14 protein-coding genes are annotated in these 17,624 nt (G+C 71.5%); all 14 read right to left on the bottom strand.

From position 1 onward, the window contains the following. Positions 1-213 precede the first annotated feature (213 nt). Positions 214-1,476 carry a hypothetical protein gene (locus tag IF22_RS0123865; protein WP_030335625.1) on the bottom strand — a complete coding sequence of 421 codons (1,263 nt, stop codon included), beginning with the start codon at positions 1,474-1,476 and terminating at the stop codon, positions 214-216. Then, complete coding sequence (locus IF22_RS0123860; RefSeq protein WP_030335624.1) at positions 1,473-2,375, bottom strand: sulfotransferase domain-containing protein; 903 nt, start codon at positions 2,373-2,375, stop codon at positions 1,473-1,475. Before IF22_RS0123860 ends, IF22_RS0123865 begins: the two co-directional genes overlap by 4 nt. An 8-nt stretch (positions 2,376-2,383) precedes the next feature. Next, positions 2,384-4,021 (bottom strand): lipopolysaccharide biosynthesis protein, encoded by a 1,638-nt coding sequence (locus tag IF22_RS0123855; protein WP_030335623.1) that lies wholly within the window; start codon positions 4,019-4,021, stop codon positions 2,384-2,386. Then, on the bottom strand, positions 4,018-5,310 hold the full coding sequence (locus IF22_RS0123850) for an O-antigen ligase family protein (RefSeq protein WP_245233722.1): 1,293 nt from the start codon (positions 5,308-5,310) through the stop codon (positions 4,018-4,020). The genes IF22_RS0123855 and IF22_RS0123850 overlap by 4 nt, the downstream gene beginning before the upstream one ends. A gap of 68 nt (positions 5,311-5,378) precedes the next feature. Further along, entirely contained in the window at positions 5,379-6,977 is a 1,599-nt protein-coding gene (locus IF22_RS0123845; RefSeq protein WP_030335620.1) for an LPS biosynthesis protein, read from the bottom strand. After that, positions 6,970-7,485, bottom strand: a complete 516-nt coding sequence (locus tag IF22_RS0123840) for an acyltransferase (RefSeq protein WP_245233720.1) — start codon at positions 7,483-7,485, stop codon at positions 6,970-6,972. Before IF22_RS0123840 ends, IF22_RS0123845 begins: the two co-directional genes overlap by 8 nt. Positions 7,486-7,616: 131 nt before the next feature. Then, positions 7,617-9,554 carry a hypothetical protein gene (locus tag IF22_RS0123835; RefSeq protein ID WP_030335617.1) on the bottom strand — a complete coding sequence of 646 codons (1,938 nt, stop codon included), beginning with the start codon at positions 9,552-9,554 and terminating at the stop codon, positions 7,617-7,619. Positions 9,555-9,776: 222 nt separating this feature from the next. Then, on the bottom strand, positions 9,777-11,483 hold the full coding sequence (locus tag IF22_RS36220) for a glycoside hydrolase (protein WP_030335615.1): 1,707 nt from the start codon (positions 11,481-11,483) through the stop codon (positions 9,777-9,779). Between the two features lie 117 nt (positions 11,484-11,600). Continuing rightward, the gene (locus IF22_RS0123825; protein WP_030335613.1) at positions 11,601-12,428 is read right to left on the bottom strand and encodes a shikimate dehydrogenase; all 828 of its coding nucleotides are present in this window, start codon (positions 12,426-12,428) and stop codon (positions 11,601-11,603) included. Further along, a complete protein-coding gene (mltG, locus tag IF22_RS0123820; protein WP_030335611.1) occupies positions 12,428-13,621 on the bottom strand; it encodes an endolytic transglycosylase MltG in 1,194 nt (397 codons plus the stop codon). The genes IF22_RS0123825 and mltG overlap by 1 nt, the downstream gene beginning before the upstream one ends. Further along, positions 13,621-14,079, bottom strand: coding sequence for a Holliday junction resolvase RuvX (gene ruvX / locus IF22_RS0123815; RefSeq protein WP_030335609.1), 459 nt, complete (start codon positions 14,077-14,079; stop codon positions 13,621-13,623). The genes mltG and ruvX overlap by 1 nt, the downstream gene beginning before the upstream one ends. Positions 14,080-14,151: 72 nt before the next feature. Beyond that, positions 14,152-16,830, bottom strand: coding sequence for an alanine--tRNA ligase (gene alaS / locus IF22_RS0123810; protein ID WP_030335607.1), 2,679 nt, complete (start codon positions 16,828-16,830; stop codon positions 14,152-14,154). After that, a complete protein-coding gene (locus IF22_RS0123805; RefSeq protein WP_030335605.1) occupies positions 16,827-17,132 on the bottom strand; it encodes a hypothetical protein in 306 nt (101 codons plus the stop codon). The genes alaS and IF22_RS0123805 overlap by 4 nt, the downstream gene beginning before the upstream one ends. Positions 17,133-17,159: 27 nt before the next feature. Next, positions 17,160-17,624: a DUF948 domain-containing protein gene (locus tag IF22_RS0123800; protein ID WP_030335603.1), complete on the bottom strand. Its 465-nt coding sequence runs from the start codon at positions 17,622-17,624 to the stop codon at positions 17,160-17,162.

Below are 17,624 nucleotides of genomic sequence, written 5' to 3'. Positions count from 1 at the left end.
GACTCCCCACAAGTTCGCTTGGAATTTCAGTTCACGCCAGGCAGAAGCAGATCACACGATCCCCGGTCGTTGAATAGAGCGACCGGCCGAGATGACGATCTCCGCAGCAGGTGGTGCGGGCGCACCGAACGTCCGAGGTCCATCGATCGTCATGACCACCTGCGATTTTGTCGTTACTCTGCGGCGTGCCTGCGCCGCCGCGATTCCTCCCGATCAGCCGCTATGTCTTTTCTCGATGACGTCCAACAGTGCGGGATGCAGTGCGGCGTTCCAGCCCGCGCCCGCGTCGGCCAGCCGCCAGGTCCGCAACCACATCTCCACCAGGTACGCGTCGGCGACGAGCCGGCGCTGCGCCGCGTCGAGACCGAGCCGCTCACCGTGCCGGCTCAGATACCCGTCGACGGCCGACGCGGCGACCTCCGCCGGCTCCCCCCGCAGCACGAGCGCGCGCTGGAACGCGTCGTGCGCCAGATCGAAGCCGACCGGCACGTCCGGCCCGCTGTGCTCCCAGTCCCAGGCGACCAACCGGCCGGCGTGCCAGCCCAGGTTCCACGGCACCCAGTCGCCGTGCCAGTGACCGAACTCGACACTGGTGTCGCCGTGCCGGCGGGCGAGCGCGCAGACCGCGGCGACCGCCCGCGCACCGCCCGGCTCGGCCGCCGCGGCCCGGCCGGCCTGGTCGCCCAGCCGGTGCAGGAAGGCCGAGTCGAGCAGCGGACGAGGGGTGCCTGCCGGGCCGCCGCGCCGGGCGACGGCGAGCAGCGCGGCGATCCGTGGTGGGTCGTCCACCGGCACACCGCGAACCGCGGGAGGCAACGGCTCGATCACCGCGACCACCTGGCCCGCCCAGGACACCTCGGCGAGCAGCCTCGGCGGCGTCGGGTGGTCGGCGACGTCGGCCACCGCGGGCAACGCCCGCAGCGCCGCCGCCTCCGCGCTGACCAGCGCGCGGGTCGCGTCATTCCAGCCGATCTTCGCGTAGCCACGCGGACGCCCGTCGGCGTCGAAGAGCTGCAGGGTGGGCTTGCCGTTCGGGTCGGGTGGGCGGACCCCGAAAGCGGCCAGCAGTGGCGTGTCACCCAGGTCGGCGGAGAGCCGCTCGCTCAGCAGCAGGTCCGCGGCGGGCACCCCGGCCGGCACCGTGACGGTCAACGTCGGGAAGGGCGCGAGCCCCACCCGACCCAACCGGGCCAACCCGCCGAGCACCGCCCGCAGCGCGCGCACCTTCGGTGGCCGCAGGGCGTTGTACGCCAGCAGGGACGCCGCCCCGGCCCGGGGCGCGCCCAACGGCACCAGGAACCGGGCCCGGTCGACCGACGGCACCACCGCGTACCGGGCCACCGCCCGGTGACCGGCCGGCGGGGCGCCCGCCACGGTCAGGCCGACCCGGTCGTCCGGGAAGACCGCGCGGCTCACCCAACCCAGGCCGTCCACCCGGGAGCGCGGGTCGGTGGCCGGGCCCGCCTGGGTCGTCACGCCGCCCGGTCCGCCCAGTCGAGGTCCAGCCCGAGCCGCTGGCGCAACGCGTCGTTGTACGGCCGGTAGTAGTCGGTCAGCTCAGCGCGGACCGTCGGCTCCAACGGCGCCGAACGTCGATCGTTGTAGACCTTGAAGTTGGGCAGGTCGTACGCCGGCAGACCGAGGAAGTCCAGGGTGCGCCGGTAGGTCGCGCGAGAGTCGCGGTACAGGTCCTCGCTGGGCAGGAAGAGGATCTGCTGCCGGTCGAAGCGCTCCAGCCACGGCTCCAGGTGCTCCAGGTAGCGCCCCCGGGCCCGGTACGTGTACCAGTCGTACGGCTCGCTGAACGACTCCGGTTCGGCGATCAGCCGTTCCCGCTCCCCCGCCGTGCGCTCCGGCTCGGCGGCGAGGGCGGCGGCGAAGTCCAGTGGTTCGATGCCGTGGGTGCGGCGTTCCTTCCAGTGCGAGTACGCCCGCTCCACCGGGTCCCTCAGCAGCACGATGAGCTTCACCGTCGGCATCAGCGCGGCGACCCGCTGCGCGGCGAGCGGGTGGAACATGTACAGCGGGGCGGCCTCACCGACCCGGACCGGCCCACCGTGCCGCTTGGCCAGGGCGTCGCGTTGCCGCTCGGTCGGGAAATGCGAGCGGTACCAGGCTTCGCCGCGACCCCAGTGCTCCTCGAAGTAGTGCGCCGACTTGGTGTTCCACGCGGGGAACAGCCGGGGCACCAGCGGATGCTGGATGAGGTAGTTCCACAGCGAGGTGGTGCCGCCCCGTTTGGTCCCGATGATCAGGAAGTCCGGCAGCGGCCGGCGATCGCTGGTGCGAACGCCGTAGTCGACGAGCGACTCCTTCACCCGGGTGGTCACCTGGGTCGGAACCAACTGCTTGACCCGGTCACGCATGGACACCACGACGGACCTCACCTGCCTCTCGTCGATGCCGGGGCGGGTCCGGCGGCCGCGGCCGCGTCGTTCCCTCCACGGATCTGCCTCATGGTCCCCCGGATACCGGCGCGTACCCGGGGCAACGTCAACATGCCGACGCAGCCGGCCAGCAGCACCGCCAGCGCCACCGCGAGGCCGGGCAGACCGCGACCGCCCACCAGTGCGCCGACGCCGGCGGCCAGACCCACACCGGCGACGGTGGCCACCGCGGCACGCACCATCGCGGCGTCGAACAGTGGCTCCCGAACCACCGACCCGGCGAACCCGGCGGCGGTGAGGTTCTCGGTGGCGATCCCGGCCGCCCAGGCCACCGCCGCGCCCGTCGCGCCGTACAAGGGGATCAGCCAGAGACCCAGCGACACGGTCACCGTCAACCCGGCCACGGCGGCGACCAGGTGCAGGCCGCTGCGCCCGCCCATCAGCAGCAGGCTCTGCACGTTGCCCACTCCGGTGTTGACCAGCATCGCCAGCGCGAGCACCGTCATCGCCGGCACACCGGCGGTGAACTCCGGCCCGAACAGCTGGAGGAAGGCCAACGCGAAGACCGCCAGCAGCAGGTACACCGGCCAGGACAACACCAGGCCCCAGGTGGTCAGCTGCCGGTGCACGGCCGCCGCGGCGGCCCGCTCGCCCCGCCCGAGCAGTCGGGACAACTGCGGGGACACCGCCACCCGCAGCCCCTGCATGGCCAACTGACCGGCCAGCACGTACCGGCCGACGGCCCCGAACACGCCGGCGTCCGCCGGCCCGGCCAGCGCCGAGGTGAGCAGCACCCCCACCCACATGCTGCCGGCGTCGATGGCCGCCGAGGCGGCCCGGGGCAGCGCGAAGCGCCAGAACGTCGACCAGTCGGCGCGGCGTGGACGCAGCGTCGCCCCCCGGCCCAGCCCGAGCGGGCCGGCGACGAGGGTGAGGCAGACCAGCAGCGCCAACGCCGCCGGCACCAACCAGCCGGTCATGCCGGCGAGCAGACCACCACCGGCCAGCGCGGCGGCGCCGACCAGCACCGGGCGGGCGACCGGCAGCAGCAGGAACTGCACCCCGACGTACGCCCGGATGGGCCGTACGCAGCGCAGCGCCGCCAGCAGCAAAGTCATCGCCACCACCACCGGCACCGCGGCGAACGTGACGGTGAGCAGTGTGTCGCCGCTCGCGCCGGAGCCCTCCAGCAGCCGGGGCGCGAGCGCGTCGGCGGCCAGCACGCCCACACCGGCCACCAGGAGCCCGGCCAGCAGGGGCGGGATCAGCGCCACCGGGAGGATCCGGGCCGCGTCACCGCGCACACCGGCGGTGCGCCGGGGCAGCGCCCACATCAGACCGGTCTCCGCGCCGAGGGTGCAGATCGCGGTGGCCACGGTGACGACACCGATCGCGGCGAAGAACGCGCCCGCGCCGGCCGTGCCGTACCCCCGGGTGATCACGACGGCCAGCACGAACCCGAACAACCCGCTGGTGGCCGCGCCCAGCAGGCCGGCCACCCCGCTGCGCGCGCTGCGGCGGGTCTCGGCCGCGCCGACATCCCCGGCGGGCGACGGTGTGGCCTGGTCCTGGGCGGGGCCGGACGGCGGCCGGCCCTCGTCGGCACCGGCCGGTGGTCGGGTGGCGGCGGTCATGCGGGCACCGTCACGGTGCGCGGGGCCGCCGGCGACGCCCCGACCAGCCGGGTCAGCCGTTCGCGTTCGGTCAACGCCATCGCGAAGGCGACAGCGAAGAACGCGACCGCCAGGTTCTGGTTCGCCATGCCGTAGAACGGGATCTGCACGAGGCAGACCACCGGCACCACCGCCAACCACTGCCCGGCCGCCGATTTCGCCCGCGCGCAGATCACCGCGGCGGCCACAAACCACGCCAGGAAGCAGAGAAGCGCGGGTACGCCATGGCTGAACAGCACCATCCACAACTGCCCCTGGGTGCCGATCGGCGCGGCCGCCGACACGGTGTCGACGTTCACCGGAGCGCCGTAGCCCAACCACGGTGACTCCTGCACCCGGCGGATCACCTCGGTGTAGAGCGAGAGCCGGTCGGTGTTGGTGTCACTGGAGTCGACCCGTCTGCTGATCAGCTCGGTGATGGGAATGAACAGTGTGGCCAGCGCGCCGATCACCACCACCCCGACGATCGACGCGGCCACCCGGACGTTGCCGCGCAGGCTGGCCCGCACCCCGAGCACCGCCAGCCCGGCGCCGAGGCTGAGGAACATCGCCCGGTTGAGGGTGAGGAACGCCGGTGCCAGCGACAGCGGCAGCGACGCCAGCAGCGCCCAGCGCAGCAACCCGCGCGGGCGCAGCATGGCGAAGGCCACCACGCACGGCAGGGTCATGGCGTACGCGCTGCCGTAGTTGTTGGTGTACGCGAACGGCGCCGCCGGCCGGTAGATCGGGTTCAGCGAGCGGGCGCTGTACTCAGCCGTGGTGAGGTGCACCATGTCCTGGATGAACGGGGTGCCGGCCACCCCGCCGGGCAGCAGCACCTCCATCGGGGTCGTCATGGCCAGCCGGGGCACCAGCACCCCGAGCCAGCCCAGCGCGACCAGCCCGAACCAGAACGTGCAGAGCGGGGTGAGCACCGCCACCAGGCTGGAGCGTTCCCGGGCGGCGGCGTAGACGTAGACGCCGACCACCAGCGCGGTCAGGTAGAAGGCCAGGCGCAGGGCGAAGGTGAGCAGCGAGGCGGGCGACGACAGTTGGGTGGCGCTGACCACCACGATCGCGAGGAAGAGCAGCCAGATGCCGGCCGCCGGCGGCAGCGGCACCCGCCCCCGGGTGAGCAGCAACGCGAACAGCAGCGCGCCCAGCAGCGGCCAGCCGAGGTAGAACGCGCCGAGCAGCCACCACAGTGGCACCAGGCCGAACATCATCGACAACGGCCAGAGCGGCAGCTGCGGTGGCGCGGACGGCGGCAGCGGCGCGGCCTGCTCCGGAGCGCCTCCGGACGGTGGTTCGGTCGCCGGGGCGCGGGTCACCGACACGCTCAGGCCCGGCCGTTTCGGGTGAGCACGAAGCCCAGCGGGGTGACGCCGGCGGCGCGCAGCCGCTCCACGAGGCGTCGCAGGTCGCTCTGCCGGGTGCGGTCCCGCTCGACGACCACCACCGCGCTGCCCTGCCGGGCGACGGCCACGCCACGCTCGTCGGACTCCGCCGGGGGGGCGTTGAACAGGACCAGACCGTGATCGGCGCCCTGTCGCCAGGTGCCGAACCGGACACTGCCCACTCCCACGGCAACCTCGTCCGGGGCGACGACGCGATTGTTCTCCGGGCGGGCGGACGACACCCGCGGCAAGGTCAGCGTGGCGTCCGGGTCGGTGGACGGGCGGGCGCCGGGCGGGTGCGGGGAGGGTCGACGGGCGGGCGCGCTGTCAGTGGTGGCACCGGCGGCCGGTGTGCTGCCGGCCGGTCGGGGCTTGGGCACCAGCGGCCGGGACGGGTCGATGGGCAGCCGCCCCCGGTCGGCGAGCACGCTGGCCCGCAGCCGCTCGATCCGGCCGCTGTCGTCGGCGACGAAGACCTCCCGGCCGTCGACGGCGAGCGCCACCGCGAGCCCGGCGGTGAGCGCTGTGGCGTCCTCCCGGGCGCTGAGCAGCGCCACCCGGGCGGGCTGCCGGACGCGCTCGGCGACCGCCATCGCCACGTACCGGACGTCGGCGTCGACCGCCCGGGGGCTGCCCCGGAACGCCGGTCGGCGCACGGTGCCGAGCAACGGCAGGCCGGAGGCCTCCCGGCCGTCGGCGACCGAGCGGACCCGCCGGTCGGTCGACTCCCAGAGGTAGGCCAGCACGATGCCGACCAGGGCGCCACCGAGCAGGCCGGCGACCAGGTAGAGCGGCCGGTGCCCGGCGGAGGTGACCAGCGCCTTCTCGGCGGTCTGGGTGACCCAGCCGGGGTTGACGTCGACGGCCGCGATCTCGGTACGGGCGGCGTTGAGCTGGGTGAGCTGGTTGTTGATCCCGGCCAGCTCGGCCACCAGCGCGTCACCGGCGGCGGTGTCCTTGGCGGTGTTCGCCCGCTTCTGCAACGCGGTCTGCTGGCTGACGACCTTGGTGATGCTGGCGTCGTAGGAGCGCAGCATCTCGGCGCGCTGCTGCTCGTACATGGTCCGGCGCACGCTCAGGTAGGCCTCGGCGGCCATGTTGGCGCTCTGCACCGCCCGGTGCGCGTCGCGCGCCTGGTAGGTGAAGCGCAGGATCTGCCCGCCGGTGGGCACCTCGACCTCGAGCGCGTCGCGGATGTCGCGCGGGTCACCGCCGGCCGACTCGGCGAGCCGCTGCACCACCTCGGTGCCGGTGGCGATGCCGCTCTCCACGTTCATGTTGACCGCGCGGTCGGCGCCCGCGCCGCTGGGGGTGAAGGCGTCGGTGACCACCGGTCGAACCGCGACCACCGCGCTCGCGGACAGCGCCGGCGGCACCAGCAGCACGTAGCTGAGCGCGGCGAGCAGACCGACCAGGGCGACCGCCGCCACCAACCGCAACCGGTGCATCGGCACCCGCAGCAGGTCGGTCAGTGTCACGGCCCGGGAGGTACCGGAGGACGGGCCGTCCGTGGGCCAGGGGGCGGGCGCTGCGTCAGTCATGGAACTTCTTCACCGTCTGTTGAGGATTGCCGACGACCACGACGCCGGGTGGTACGTCCGTGCGGACCACCGTCGCCGCGCCGACGACGCTGTCGCGGCCGACCCGCACGCCCTTCAGGACCAGGGCGTGCGCGCCGACCCAGACGTTGTCCTCAAGGACGATCGGGGCCCGGGTGAGCGGGCCCGGCGGTGCGTGCCGCTGTTCGGGAGGCAGGTTGTGGAAGTCGTTGTCGAGCAGCTCGCAGTCCGACAGGAGGCACCGGTCCCCCACCGTCACGGACGTCCAGGTGCCGATCCAGGTGGCGTTGAGCAGACAGTCCGCGCCGACGCGCACCTCGCCGGGGCCGGCGAAGCGGACGAGCTTGTTCAAGCGGGTGCGGTCACCGATGGTCACCCGCACGCCGCGACGCAGCCGGATCCGGCCACGGATCTCCACGTCCCGGCCGAGTGTCAACCGCCGGTAGCGGAGCCGGTACCAGCCGCGTTTGACCGCGAAGACCAGACGCACCGCGCGTCTCGTTCGGATGCCAGCGGCGCCGAGCAACGACCCTCCCCCACGTCGCGGGGCCGGTGGCGGCGGTAGCCGCCACCGGCCCTACGTGAACAATCTACCGATCCTCCGTTACGAACGGTTGACCCTTACTCTACGGAGAAGAACGTCGATGGGGTAGACCAGGACAACTCGGGCGTCGCGGTGCTGACCACGAACCCGGTGGCACCACTGACCACAGCGGCCGGCGCGGCCGTCGGATCGAACGCCACACTGCGCAGGTTGCCATCGGTGGCCCCGTAGACGATCCGGCCGTTCACCCAGGCCATCCCCCGCACACCGGACCAGTTCTGCCCGGTGCTCGGCAGTGTGAACTCGGTGGCGCCGAGGTAGTTACCGTCGATCTCGAAGTAGCGGTAGAAGAGACTGTTCGCCCCGGTACGGGTGTAGTAGAGCCTGCCGTCGAGGAAGAAGGCACCGGTCAGCAACGCCGGGTTGTACCAGTCGTTGTAGCCGGACGCCTCCCACGGCGAGCCGATCGCGCCGCCGTTGAAGAGCGAGACGTCGATCCGGCTACCGGTGGGCGTGCCGGCCACCGTGTGCGACCAGTAGATCCGGTCGTCGACCCGCCACGTCGCACCGGCCGCCGTGTACGCGGGCTGGCTGACAGTGGTCGCGGTGCCCAGCGCGGTGCCGTCGAACGGCACCTTCGCCACAGTGCCCGGGGCGGTGCTCAGGTAGAGGTTGCCGCTGGTGGCCGACGGGGGGTTCTTCGGGGCGATCGTGCGCCCGCCGGCCAGCGGGAACATGCCCAGCCGGCCGTGGTACTCGTCGCCCATGCCGTCGGAGTTGTGCCCGAAGTAGAGGCCGTCCGAACCACGCCACAGCACCGGTACCGACGAACCCCACGCGGTGGTGCCGGCGGGCATCGACGCGCTGCCGCTGCGGCGCGGGTTCCAGTTCACCGGCATGCCGGTCGCCGGAGTGACGGCGGCGATGCCGAGCCGGTCGATCGCCCCGTTGCCGGCGTTGTCGCTGGCGTTCGGGTTGTTCAGCCAGCGGAAGTGCCCGCCCAGGTAGATGATGTTGTCCGCCACCTCCACCGAGGTGATGGTGTCGTTGCCGGTGAAGTCGACCCAGGTGGCGAGCTGGCCACTGCCCCGCGCGGCAGTCTCGAAGCGGACCAGGGCGTCGCAGTAGGCGGACGGCCAGCCCGCGCCGCCGTTGGTGCCGACCACGAACCAACTGCCGTCGCCGCCGAATTTCACGTCCTGCACGTAGTGCACGAAGGTCGCCGGCGAGGCGCACGGCGCGACGAACTTCTCGGTGCTCCAGTCCAGCACCGTGGGCGTCCCGGAGACGTCCACCAACGCCATCTGGTTGCGCGGCAGGCCGTTGACGAGCGTGAAGTTGCCGCCGACGACCAGGGTGTCGCCGTCCGGCGCGACGTCGATGGCCCAGACGTACGACGTGGTGCTGTGCCGCCCCACCGTGGCGTCGATGCTGAAGCTCGGGTCGATCGCGCCGGTGGTCGCGTTGAGCCGGCCGAGACCCACGTGCGCGGTGCCGTTGAGCCAGTTGAACGCACCGGCCACGTACAGCCAGTTGCCGGACAGCGCCAGGTCGCGGACCGTGCCACCGTCGGAACGCCCGACCCAGCTGTCGATGATCGCGCCGGTCGACGGGTTGAGCGCCACCAGGTTCTTGCGGGAGACGCCGTTGACGTTCTTGAAGGCGCCGCCGACGATCAGCGTGCCGCCGGGGCCGGCGATGAGGGTGTTGACCGCGCCGTCGAGCACCGGAAGGAAGGTGGTCGACATGGTGCCGGTGGTCCGGTCGTACGCGAAGAGGTAACGCTGCGTTATCCACGCGGAACTGGCGGTCTGCCGGAGCTGGGTGAAGCTGCCGCCGACAAAGACCGTGTTGCCCACCTGCGCGAAGGCGCGGGTTTCACCGTCCCGGGCGTGCGGGGTCGCGTCGGCGGGGTTCGCCGACACCAGCGTCGCCGTCGTCGGGGCCGGCACCACAGCGGCCGACGCGGTGGTGGGCACGCCCAGAGCTGCGGCGATGATCGCCAACGCGACCATCCCCGCCCGAGTACGACGTCGTCCTGCGGAACGCCACAAGTGCGGAAGTATGGGCACGCTGCGCCTCCAGATTGGATGAGAACCCGAGGTAGCGTGCCTCGTCCAGCCTGGTTAACAAAATCCGCCGATTGGGCGGTGCATGAATCCGCAAGCCGACAGAACGCCGGAGGATCGGTTGCGCGACCCCCCGGCGAACGCCGTCCGGTCAGTTCATTCGGGTCGTCAGCGGCTACCTCCGGTGGGTTGCCGCAGGTAGGAGTCCTTGCCGGCCTGCGTGAAGCCCGCCACCGCCGCGGCGTCGTGGTTCATCGTCATGTCACAGGTCGACGTGCGGCTGGTCATACCGGCCGAGTTGAAGTAGATGGCCGCCTTGATCTTCGGGTGCGCCTTCAACGCCGCCGGGAACTCCTGGAACCAGCGCTGCTTGGCGCCCGGGTCGGCGGAGTTGAAGTTGGTGCCGAACTCGGCGAGCATCCGGGGCTTGCCGGCGCCGATGCCGTTGTCGTCCAGCCAACGGTAGAAGCCACCGATCGTCGTGCTCGGGCTCTTCCACACCGTGCTGCCGTTGCAGACGTGGAAGTTGTACGGGTCGTAGGCGACCCAGTCGACGTACCGGTCACCGGGGTACAGGCCGGCGTACCGGGAGTAGTGCCCCGACCAGCCCATCATCGTCCAGACCCAGACCGCGTTGGTCGCGCCGGCGCTGGCGAACCGCTCGTGGACGTAGCGCCAGGCCCGTACGAAGTCGGCGTCGCTGCCCTTGTTCGGCTCGTCCTCCGGCTCGTGGTCGAAGCCGATGAACACCGGTACGCCGGCGGCCCGGATCCGGCCGGCGACCGCGTCGATCGTCGCGTCCTGCTTGCCTCCGTAGACATCGGACCACTTGAGGGTCGTGCCGGCGGAGAAGTCGCGGGACTCCCAGGCGAAGAACATCAGACGGCCTTCGCGCATCTGCTGCTGTTCGTACACGTCGGGGAAGGCGCCGTTGCTGCCCGAGTTGGAGAAGTCGTGGTAGCGGTGCACGATGTCGAACTTGCGCCCGACCTGCGCCTCCACGTCCGCGACGGCCTTGCCGTGGTCCCAGCCGCCGGCCGCTCCGGCCGGCGAGTACATGCCCCACCAGGCGCCACAGGACGGGACGAGCTTGTCCGAGACGGACCCACACTTGCCGGCCGGCAGGGTGCCGGTGGGGCTCGGGGTCGCCGTCCGGGTCGGGGCGACGGTCGGCGACGGCTTCGGCGCGGCGGTGGTCGGTGACACGCTCGGCGCCGGCGGCGGCGCCGGCCGGGTGGTCGTCACCGGCGACGGCCGGGACCCGAGGTCGTAGCTGATCACCAGGCTGGGTCGCAGGTCCGGGTTGCGGTTCTCGACCGACGCCCAGTAGATCCGGCTCTCCAGGCCGCTCTGCGCCAGCGAGACCGTCCAGGTGCCGTTGCCGGTGACCAGCTTGGAGACGTCCCACTCGTTGACGCCCTTGGACACGCTGGTCACGCTGTCCAGCGCGGCGCCGGCCGGCGTCAGCGGAGGCCGCGACTCGCGGGCACTCAACGGCGACGCGTGCGCCGTCACCGTGGCGGCGAACTGCTGCCAGGCGTGCATCCGCAGCGTCGCCCGGACGTTGACCGCGGCGGCCGGCACGGTGGTCACCGCGAACTCGATGACCGCCTCGCGACCACCGCGCGGGTTGCCGTCGCAGCGCGTCGCGCAGGTCGCGAGGGTCGTCTTGGCCGCGTTGTCACCGTCCTGCGTCACCGCGGTCGCGGTGGTGTCCGCCGCCGCCCGGATCGACAGGTCGTCGCTGGCCAGCAGCGGCATCATGGTCGCCACGATGCCGGCCACCACCGAACCGCCGACCACGCCGATGGCAATCGCCTTACGCCGGGGTCCGGAACGGAACCGGGTGATGCGGTGCAGTCCGTGCCTGGTCAAGGAAACTCCCTGTGTCTGCGTCCATAACGGTGAGCAGCGTATCGATGACCAGCACAGGTCGCAGGTAGGACAGTTTTCCGTAAGCGCGTCTTAACCGTCAGCTAAGGTGTGGACGCTTCAGCCGGCGCGAGCCGCCGCCAGCGCGGCGGCCATCGCCGCCCTCGGCGCGACCACGCCGGTGAACTGCTCGAACTGCCCGACCGCCTGGGCCAGCAACAGATCCAGGCCCGAGACGATCCGGCAGCCGGCCGCGTCGGCGGCGGTCGCCAGCGGCGTCGGCCACGGGTCGTAGAGCGCGTCGAAGAGCACAGTGCCCGGCCGCCAGGCCACCGCGCCGGCCAGCGGGTCGGCGACGCCCTTCGGCACTGTGGAGACGACCACGTCGGCGGTCGAGAGGTGCCGGGGCGCATCGGCCCATGGGGCGGGCGTCAGCGTGACACCCACGGCGTCGGCCACCGGCCGTAGCTCGTCGACCGCCTCCGGTCGGCGGGCCACCACCGTCACCGCCGAGCAGGCCAGCTGCGCGGCGGCGGCGAGCGCGGCGCGGGCCGTCCCACCGGCACCGAGCACCGTCACGGCGGCACCGGCACTCACCCCGGCGTCGGTGAGGACGTGCACCATGCCGGCGACGTCGGTGTTGTCCGCGTACCAGGAGCCGTCCGGACGGCGTACCAACGTGTTGGCCGCGCCGACGGCGGCGGCGACCGGCGAGGCGGCGTCGGCCACCGCGAGCGCCGCCTCCTTGCCCGGCATGGTCACCGACAACCCGGCCCACTCCGGGCCCAGGCCGACGACCAGATTCGGCAGCTCCGCCGCCGCGCACTCGATCCGGGTGTACGACCACCCGGTCAGTCCCGCCGCCGCGTAGCCGGCGTTGTGGATCACCGGGGAGAGGGAGTGCGCGATCGGTTTGCCGAGCACCGCCGCCCGCCGCCTGAGCGCCATCAGATGATCCCGGCCTCCCGGGCCTTGGCCTCGTTGCGCTGGTGCTGCTCGTACGTCTCGGCGAACTCGGAGTGGCCCTCCTTGTCGATGGCCACGAAGTAGAGCCACTTGCCCGGCGGCGTGTTCATCGCCCCTTCCAGGGCCTCCTTGCCGGGGTTGTTGATCGGGGTGGGGATCATGCCCCGCAGCTTGCGGTTGTACGGGTTCTTCGGGTCGTCCAGCTCGGCCGCGGTCATCTGCTTGGACGACTTGGTCGGCTTGCCGATCGACTCGAGGTAGTAGTTGACGGTGACGTCCATCTCCAGGCAGTTGCAGTTGAACTCGCCGTACGCCCGGTTGTAGGCCACCCGGGCTACCTTGCCCAGGTCGTCCTTGTTGCCCGCCTCGGCCTGGGCCAGTGAGGCCACGATCAGTGCCTCGTACGGGCTGACCTTGCGCTTCTCCTGCACCTGGTCGGCGAACTTCATCTCCCCGGTGACGGAGAGGAAGCGATTCACCATCAGCTTGAGGATGCTCTCCGCGGTGGACTTCGGCGGAATCTCGTAGGTGTCCGGGAAGAGGAAGCCCTCGACGGACTTGACGATCTTCTTGCCGTCGTCGCGCTTGAACCACCAGTCCGGGACGCCGAGCGCCTCCGGGTCCTTCGCGGCGGCCTGGAAGTCCTTGACCGGGATCTTGGTCTTCTCGGAGAGCAGCTTGTAGATGTTGAAGCTCGTGCGGCCCTCGGGGATCGTCAACCCGTTGACGATCTTGTTCTTCAGGTCGAGCATCGCGGCGACGGCGTTCTCACCGCTCATCTGCTTGCGCAGCTTGTACGTGCCCGGCTGGATGTTCTTGCTGCGCGACTCGGCCTCGGCCGCCTCGATGAAGGCCTTCTGGCTCTTCACCACATCGGCCGCCACCAGGGCGTCGGCCATGTCGGCGAGCAGCGCGCCGTTCTTGATCTCGACGGTGATCTCACCGGCCCCGCCGCCGTCGTAGTCGGGGGTGACGAAGTAGTTCTGGATCCGGTCGAAGCCGTAGAACGCGCCGCCGCCGATCGCGCCCAGCAGGACCAGGGCCATCAGCAGTGCCAGGAATGTCTTGCCCCGGCCGCCGCCGGACCCGCTCTTGCGCTTGCGGAAGCCGCGCCGGTGCCGACCCTTCTCCCCCCGCTCCGGCTCGTCGAACCCAAGGTCCAGATCGTCGATCATTACGTCCGCCTCCGCTGCGCGTCCAGCCAGCTCTGCAGGATCTCCACCGCGGCCGCCTGATCGACAACCGCACGTTGACGTTTACCTCGGACGCCACGCTCGGCAAGCCTACGAGAAGCGACCACGGTCGACATCCTCTCGTCAGTGAGCGTTACCGGGACAGGCGCTATCACATCGACCAGTCGGTCAGCGTACGCCTTCACGTGGGCGGCCGCAGGGCCGTGCTTGCCGGCGAGGTTGACCGGAAGGCCGACGACAACCCCCACCGCCTCGTGCTCGGCCACCAACGCGGCCAGCTCGGCGAGGTCGCTCGGCACCGCGTCCGGCCCCGCCGTGAGGTCACGGGCCAGGGTGACCAGCGGCGTCGCCAGGATCCCGTCCGGGTCCGAGCGGGAGACACCCACCCGCACCTGACCGACATCCACGCCGATCCGCACCCCACGCGTCAGCTCAGCCACCGACGGTCACCACCGGCCAGGTACGAACCAGGGCGGACCAGATGGCCCGCCCTGACCCACAGTAATGATTGATCACGCCTCGGTGATCGCCTTCTCGACGGTGAGCAGCAGGTTCGGCGCCTCGGCCGCGGGCAGACCGCCGCCCTGCGCCAGGTCCGGACTGCCACCGCCGCGCCCCGAGAACGCCGCCTTCACCAGATCCGACGCCGCGAGGCCCCGACCGCGCGCCGCCGCGTTGACCGCCACCACCAGGGACGCCTTGCCGTTCGACCGGGCCGCCACCGCGACCACCGCCGGCCGCGCCGGGTCGATCTTGCCGCGGATCTCCTGGGCCAGGGTGCGCACGTCGTTGCCGGCCGCGCCCTCCGGCGCCTCGGTGCCCACGTACGCGACCCCGCGCACGTCCTTGGCCTGGGCCGCGAGCGCCGCCGCGCCACCCAGCACCAGCTGGGCGCGCAGCTTCTCCAGCTCCTTCTCGGCGTCGCGCAGCTGGGTGACGGTCTGCTCCACCCGGTCGGCGACCTGGTCGTTGGGCACCCGGTACAGCTCGGCCAACCGGGAGACCAGCAGGTGCTCCTTGGCTAGGAAACCGAACGCGTCCATGCCGACCAGCGCCTCGACCCGGCGGACACCGGAACCGATCGACGACTCGGAGAGGATCTTCACGAGGCCGAGCTGGGCCGAGCGGGCCACGTGCGTGCCGCCGCACAGCTCCCGGGCGTAGTCACCCACCTCGACGACCCGCACCTCCTCGCCGTACTTCTCGCCGAACAGCGCCATCGCGCCGATCCGCCGCGCCTCGTCCAACGAGGTGATGAAGGCGTGCACCTCCAGGTCGGCCAGCAGCACCTCGTTGACCTGCTGCTCCACGTCACGCAGGACGCTCGGCGACACCCCCGTCGGGGTGTTGAAGTCGAACCGGAGCCGACCGGGGGCGTTCAGCGACCCGGCCTGGGTGGCCGACTCACCGAGGAAGTTCCGCATCGTCTGGTGCACCAGGTGGGTGGCGGTGTGCGACCGGGAGATCGCCCGCCGCCGGGTCGTGTCGATCTCGGCGAAGCCGGCCTCACCGGCGCGCACCTCACCCCGGATCACCCGGGCCCGGTGCACGATCAGGCCGGGCACCGGCTGCTGCACGTCGAGCACCTCGACCTGCCCGCCACCGACCGTGATCATGCCCTGGTCGGGCTGCTGGCCACCGCCCTCGGCGTAGAACGGGGTGGTGTCCAGCACCAACTCAATGGTGTCACCCTCGGTCGCCGCCTGGCGCGGGCCGTCGGCGCCGAGCAGCGCCCGCACCGTCGACTCGCGGGACACCTCGCTGTACCCGGTGAACGTCACCGGCCCACCCGCGTCGAGCACCGAACGGTACGCCGACAGGTCCACGTGCCCCGTCTTGCGGGCCTGCGCGTCCGCCTTCGCCCGGGTCCGCTGGTCGGCCATCAGCCGCCGGAAACCCTCGTCGTCGACAGTGAGGCCCTGCTCGGCAGCGATCTCCAGGGTCAGATCGATCGGGAAGCCGTACGTGTCGTGCAGCTGGAACGCCTTCGCACCGGACAGCGCGGAGCCGCCCGCCGTGCGGGTCTCCGCGATCGCGGTGTCCAGGATCGTGGTGCCGGCGCGCAGGGTGGACAGGAACGCCTCCTCCTCCGCGTACGCGTAATCCGCGATCCGGTCGAAGTCGGTCGCCAGCTCCGGGTACGACGGGGACATGCAGTCGCGGGCCACCGGCAGCAGCTCGGGCAGCGCCCGGTCCTGCCAGCCGAGCAGCCGGATCGACCGGATCGCCCGACGCATGATCCGGCGCAGCACGTACCCGCGACCCTCGTTCGACGGGGTCACCCCGTCGCCGATCAGCATCAACGCCGTCCGAACGTGATCGGCGATCACCCGCAGCCGGACGTCGTCCGGGTGCGACTCGCTGGCCACGTGCCCGGAGTGCGCGCCGTACCGCTTACCGGTCAGCTCCGCCGCCCGGGTCAGGATCGGCCGGACCTCGTCGATCTCGTACAGGTTGTCGACGCCCTGCAGGATCGAGGCCATCCGCTCCAGGCCCATGCCGGTGTCGATGTTCTTCGCCGGCAGGTCACCCAGGATCGGGTAGTCCTCCTTGGTGGTACCAGGGCCCCGCTCGAACTGCATGAAGACGAGATTCCAGTACTCCATGTAGCGGTCCTCGTCGACCGCCGGCCCGCCCTCACGGCCGTACTCCGGGCCCCGGTCGTAGAACAGCTCCGACGACGGGCCGCACGGCCCGGGGATGCCCATCGACCAGAAGTTGTCCGCCTTGCCCCGGCGGACGATCCGCTCGGCGGGCACGCCCACCGACCGCCAGATCTCGTACGCCTCGTCGTCGTCGAGGTAGATCGTCGGCCAGATCCGATCCGGATCGAGCCCGTAACCACCCTCGGCGATCGGCTTCGTGGACAACTCCCACGCCAGGGGGATCGCCCCGGCCTTGAAGTAGTCACCGAAGGAGAAGTTGCCGTTCATCTGGAAGAACGTGCCGTGCCGGCTGGTCTTGCCGACCTCGTCGATGTCCGGGGTGCGGATGCACTTCTGCACGCTGACCGCCCGCTGGTACGCGGGAGTCTGCTGACCCAGGAAGTACGGGACGAACTGCACCATGCCGGCGTTGACGAACAGCAGGTTCGGGTCGCTGATGGCGGGCAGCGGAGCGGACGGCACCACGGTGTGGCCATTCGCCTCGAAGTGCGCGAGGTACCGCCGCTTGATCTCCGCCGTCTTCATCGCTGGTGTTCCTCCGGAAAGATTTCTCGATCGCCGATCCGCGGGTCTTCCCGCAGGTCGGCGAACTGATCGTCGAACGCCTCGCCCTGGGCGAACGCCTGGTGGATCTCCTGCTCGCGTTCGGCCATCCCGACCCGGACGTCCTCCACGAAACTACGCAGCGACTCAACGAGGCCGCCAGCGGATTCCGTCAGCGAGCTGGCGATGCCGGCCGGCGTGTACGCCTGCGCGGTCCGGGTCGCCCGACGCACCACGATCACGCCGACGGCCACCCCGACGCCGAGCCAGAACAAGCGCTTCATGTCCCGCTACCCCCCTGGTCCGGCCGGTCAGCTGTTGCCGCGTCGCGCGGCCCGTCGCTGCTGCTTGATGGTGTCGCGCACCTGGCGCTCGGTCTCGGCGTGCCGGCGGCCGGCGGCGGCCTTCCGCACGCCGTAGCCGAACGCGGCCACCTTGACCAACGGGTTGGCGGCCGCGGCGGAGACGACGGTGGCCAGGTTGGCGACGTTGGCGGTGACGTTCTGCGCGTGACTGGTCATGGTGTCGACCTTCGCCAACTGCAGGTTCACCCCGTCGAGCGAGGTCTGCACCTGCTCCAGCGCGGTGTTGACGTTCTTCACAGTGGTGTTCACGTCGCCGAGCAGCGGCGCGGTCCGATCGTTGAGGTCGTTGATCATGCGAGTGGTGGCGTCAACCGTGTGCCGCAGCCGCAGGATGGGCAGCGTCAGGATGAGCACCAGCACCGCGAACGCGGATGCCGCGATCAGCGCCGCGATCGCTCCAATGTCGCCCAT

Origin of the sequence: Micromonospora parva, assembly GCF_000718515.1 — a bacterium.
GTDB classification, from domain to species: domain Bacteria; phylum Actinomycetota; class Actinomycetes; order Mycobacteriales; family Micromonosporaceae; genus Micromonospora; species Micromonospora parva.
Note: the sequence above shows the minus strand (reverse complement) of the source record. Positions and strands in the feature narration are given on the sequence as shown.

Excerpts from the sequence above, each read along its gene's own strand:
- IF22_RS0123835 (WP_030335617.1), bottom strand. The coding sequence starts at position 9,554 with ATGGTCGCGTTGGCGATCATCGCCGCAGCTCTGGGCGTGCCCACCACC.
- IF22_RS0123845 (WP_030335620.1), bottom strand. The coding sequence starts at position 6,977 with ATGACTGACGCAGCGCCCGCCCCCTGGCCCACGGACGGCCCGTCCTCC.
- IF22_RS0123805 (WP_030335605.1), bottom strand. The coding sequence starts at position 17,132 with ATGAAGCGCTTGTTCTGGCTCGGCGTCGGGGTGGCCGTCGGCGTGATC.
- alaS (WP_030335607.1), bottom strand. The coding sequence starts at position 16,830 with ATGAAGACGGCGGAGATCAAGCGGCGGTACCTCGCGCACTTCGAGGCG.
- IF22_RS0123825 (WP_030335613.1), bottom strand. The coding sequence starts at position 12,428 with ATGGCGCTCAGGCGGCGGGCGGCGGTGCTCGGCAAACCGATCGCGCAC.
- mltG (WP_030335611.1), bottom strand. The coding sequence starts at position 13,621 with ATGATCGACGATCTGGACCTTGGGTTCGACGAGCCGGAGCGGGGGGAG.
- IF22_RS0123855 (WP_030335623.1), bottom strand. The coding sequence starts at position 4,021 with ATGACCGCCGCCACCCGACCACCGGCCGGTGCCGACGAGGGCCGGCCG.
- IF22_RS0123800 (WP_030335603.1), bottom strand. The coding sequence starts at position 17,624 with ATGGGCGACATTGGAGCGATCGCGGCGCTGATCGCGGCATCCGCGTTC.